This window comes from Okeania sp., from assembly GCF_983059655.1.
Window position 1 is genome coordinate 1 of sequence record NZ_CEZPJD010000762.1, and the last position, 3,829, is coordinate 3,829.

General features: G+C 35.2%; 3 protein-coding genes. All 3 read left to right on the forward strand.

Annotated features, from left to right (window positions below; all coding sequences use genetic code 11):
- The coding region (locus tag AC3DU7_RS27980) for a glutathione S-transferase family protein (RefSeq protein ID WP_488042527.1) at positions 1-537 on the forward strand (537 nt) is incomplete at its 5' end.
- 316 nt (positions 538-853) lie between these two features.
- Positions 854-2,329: a family 10 glycosylhydrolase gene (locus AC3DU7_RS27985; RefSeq protein ID WP_488042528.1), complete on the forward strand. Its 1,476-nt coding sequence runs from the start codon at positions 854-856 to the stop codon at positions 2,327-2,329.
- A 104-nt stretch (positions 2,330-2,433) separates the two neighbouring features.
- Positions 2,434-3,384, forward strand: a complete 951-nt coding sequence (locus AC3DU7_RS27990; RefSeq protein ID WP_488042529.1) for a DNA polymerase III subunit delta' — start codon at positions 2,434-2,436, stop codon at positions 3,382-3,384.
- Positions 3,385-3,829 lie beyond the last annotated feature (445 nt).

Sequence of the window (3,829 nt, forward strand, 5' to 3'; positions counted from 1 at the left end):
TTAGAAATTCCTTTTGAAAGAATCGAAATTGATATTACAAAAGGAGAAAGTCGTACCCCAGAATTTTTACAAAAAAATCTTAATGGTAAAATACCTGTCTTAGAAATAGAACCAGGAAAATTTTTATCTGAATCTAATGCAATTCTTTTTTATCTCAGTGAAGGAACAAAATTTTTACCGACCAATAAATGGGAAAAAGCTCAAGTTATGCAATGGTTATTCTTTGAACAATATAGCCATGAACCTTATATTGCCACCTCTCGTTATTGGATAAGTATTTTAGGAAAAGCAGAAGAATATCAAGCAGAAATTAAGCAAAAACAAACAGGAGGTTATGCTGCTTTAAATGTCATGGAAAAACATCTAGAAAATCATCAATTTTTTGTAGGTAATAGTTACACTATTGCTGATATTTGTTTATTTGCTTATACCCATGTTGCCGATGAAGGAGGATTTAATTTAAGCCAATTTCCAGCAGTCCAAAATTGGATAGAAAGAGTAAAAAATCAACCCCTTTATCGCACTATATTAAGTTAATTGACATTTCCGAAATTTTTCAATCATAAGTTGTATGTATTTAGTAATAACGTAGTTACTCTGGGAGATTAAATTAAATTGAGATTAACTAAATCAAAAAATCTAATCTAAATTGATTAATATTTTGCCGAATAATTCAGGTTTAAAGCCTTTATCTTAACGGAGAAATAAGCGGTCGTTAGCGGAGCTTCCCGTAGGGTGGGATGGCGAGGTCTCTTCGCCATCTTTAATCAACCAAGAGAAACGGAATATTCCTTATCTCAAGCCTCCTTATTGCAAAGGTACTGATAACTGATGACTGATAACTGAAATTACTATGTCTAAAAAAAAGGATAATTCTTCTCGTCTTTTTGATTCAGGTTGTTTGGTAGAAATTCTAATTTTTTTGATGATTTTAGGTGGAAGTTACTGGTGGTTTATTCAGAGAAATCAGATAGATTTGTCTAAATTCGTATCTGACAATTCAGTGGTTTCTTGGCTCCAAGATAAATTTCCAAATCTACCTATTCCCTCTTCAACATCAGAAGAGACATCAACCGAAAAAGAAACTATTTTAAAATCAAAAGAAACTGACTCAATCCAAACGGAATCATCTCAATCATCTTCATCAGACATCGTCAAAAATTCACCAGATTTACCTAAAATAGAATCACCATCACCTATTCCTGCTGAAGAAAAGATTGTTAATCCAGTTAATCCTAATAATAATTCCCTTGAAAAAGAAACTGTTTTAAAATCAAAAGAAATTGACTCAAATCAAACCGAATCATCTCAATCATCTTCATCAGAAATCGTCAAAAATTCACCAAATTCACCTAAAATAGAATCACCATCGCCTATTCCTGCCAAAAAAAAGGTTGTTAATCCAGTTAAACCTAATAATAATTCCCTCAACGATAAAGTTTTAACTCCTTGGGAGAAAAAAGAAATTAGAGGCATTTACTTAAGTCGTTATTACATAACTAATAATGCAGATGAAAAAACAATTCGTGAAAGAGTCCGTTATTATAAAAAACAAGGATTTAATACCATAATTCATGGGGTTTGGGGAAATGGTTGTACTATGTACAAAAGTGAAGTAATGCAACAAATACTAGGGGCAAATAGCTGTCCTAATGAATTTAATGAACAATGGTTAGTTTGGTTAATTGATGAAGCACATAAACAAGGAATAGAAGTTCATGCTTACTTTGAGAAAGGCATTAAAATTGATAAAAATAGTCCGATTTTTGACTTAGCAATTGCCAAAAAATGGATAGTTCCTGGAGTTGATAAAACCTACGATGGAATTGAGCATTATGTCTTAGATGTAGAAGTAGAAGAAGTAGCTAACTTTTTTACTAATATTTTAGTTGAATTTGTCAAAAAATATCCAAAAATCGATGCCGTTCAATGGGATGATTATCTAGGATATCATGCAGAATTGCCAGGAAAAGTAGACCGGACAGCGAAATTAACAAGTTTTACCAAACAGATGGTAACAGAAATGAAAAAAGCCAACAATTCAGTTAGTTTTGACCTTAGTCATCATAACCCTTATTGGGCGAAAAAATATTTTGCTGCAGACTGGGAAAAATGGTTAGTAGATCGAGTCTTTATTCAAGCTTATAATGAAGATAACTTTCAAGAAGAATTAAATTATGCGAAACAATATGACGGTATTGGTATTACTGATAAACAATTACACCGCCTTGACGAATTAGTTGATAATTCTAATATTAAAAGCGTATTAGTTTTCCCACTTTCTGGAAAACCAGAAGAAACAGCAAACAGAGTAAAATTATCTTTTTAGATTTAATTTTCTGAGGTCTAATAGACATCTGGTAAAAATCAAAAAGAAAATCAATTATTATCCATAAATTATCAATTATTCTTCCCTGTTCCCTGTTCCCTGAAATGACTCCAATTATCGGACAAAACCAAGCCATAGAATTATTAACTCAAGCAGTTACTCGCCAACGTATTGCTCCTGCCTATTTATTTGTAGGCACTCCAGGAATAGGAAGGGGTTTAACTGCCCAATGTTTTATTGAACTCCTATTCTCCAATAACCACTCCCCCGCTAACCCATCTCTAAAAAATCGCATTCACAAAAGAAACCATCCAGACCTATTATGGGTAGAACCCACCTATCTACACCAAGGAAAACTACTCTCAGCAAAAGAAGCAACAGAAGCAGGAGTCAAACGCAAGTCACCACCTCAAATTCGTCTCGAACAGGTGCGCGAAATTAGTGAATTTTTGGGCCGCCCTCCCCTAGAAACTGCAAGATCCGTAGTAGTCTTGCAACAAGCTGAAACAATGAGAGAAAGTGCTGCAAATGGTTTGTTGAAGACTTTAGAAGAACCAGGCAAACGGGCAACTTTAATCTTAATTGCTCCGGGAGTTGATTCATTATTGCCCACTTTGGTATCTCGATGTCAGCGCATTCCTTTTTATCGCTTGGCCAACGAGAATATGAAGCTCGTATTGGAAAAAGCTGGCCATGAAGAAATTTTGAAACATACAGAAGTAATGATGATGGCTCAAGGCAGTCCAGGAGAAGCGATCGCTGCTTGGCAACAACTACAAGAAATTCCTGTGGATATTTTGGAAACAGTAACTCAGGGTATTAAGACTATTCGTCAAGCACTAGAAGTAGGGCGAGATATTAGTAAAAATTTGGATCTAGAGGCGCAGTTATGGTTGATAGATTATCTACAGCATAGTTATTGGGCCAAACAACAGCAGCAGCTTGACAATGTGGAATGTCTCAAACATCTGGAAGCAGCTAGAAAATATTTACTCTCCTATGTCCAACCTAGATTAGTTTGGGAATGTACTTTGATGGCGATGTGTTCTATTTGAAGAAGGAAGAAGGAAGAGGGAAGAAGGAAGAAGGAAGAGGGAAGAAGGAAGAGGGAAGAAGTAGATATTTCCCAAGTTTTTACACCAGGACTTACGCAAAATATTAAGTCATACACCATCTGTAGGGGCGATTCGCGTAATTAGGAGCATTCCGTTAGGAAATCGCCCCTACTAAATGCGTCCTGTACATGAGATTGAATCAAAAAAAAATCACCCCAGCAGAATATCTACTTGGGATGAAAATAGTTCAGTTAAGTTTCAAACAGAGGAGTCAATGAAAAATCAAACCATCAATCTTTACAGCAGTTGAAGGAAAGGTGAGGACAGATCAAAAGCTTCAAAATTAGACAAAGCAATATTTTTCCTTCTTCCTTCTTCCTTCTTCTTAAACATTTGAACCATCAGCAAGGTTCTGGCTAGCATAGGCGTCCATACTATAGGCCGG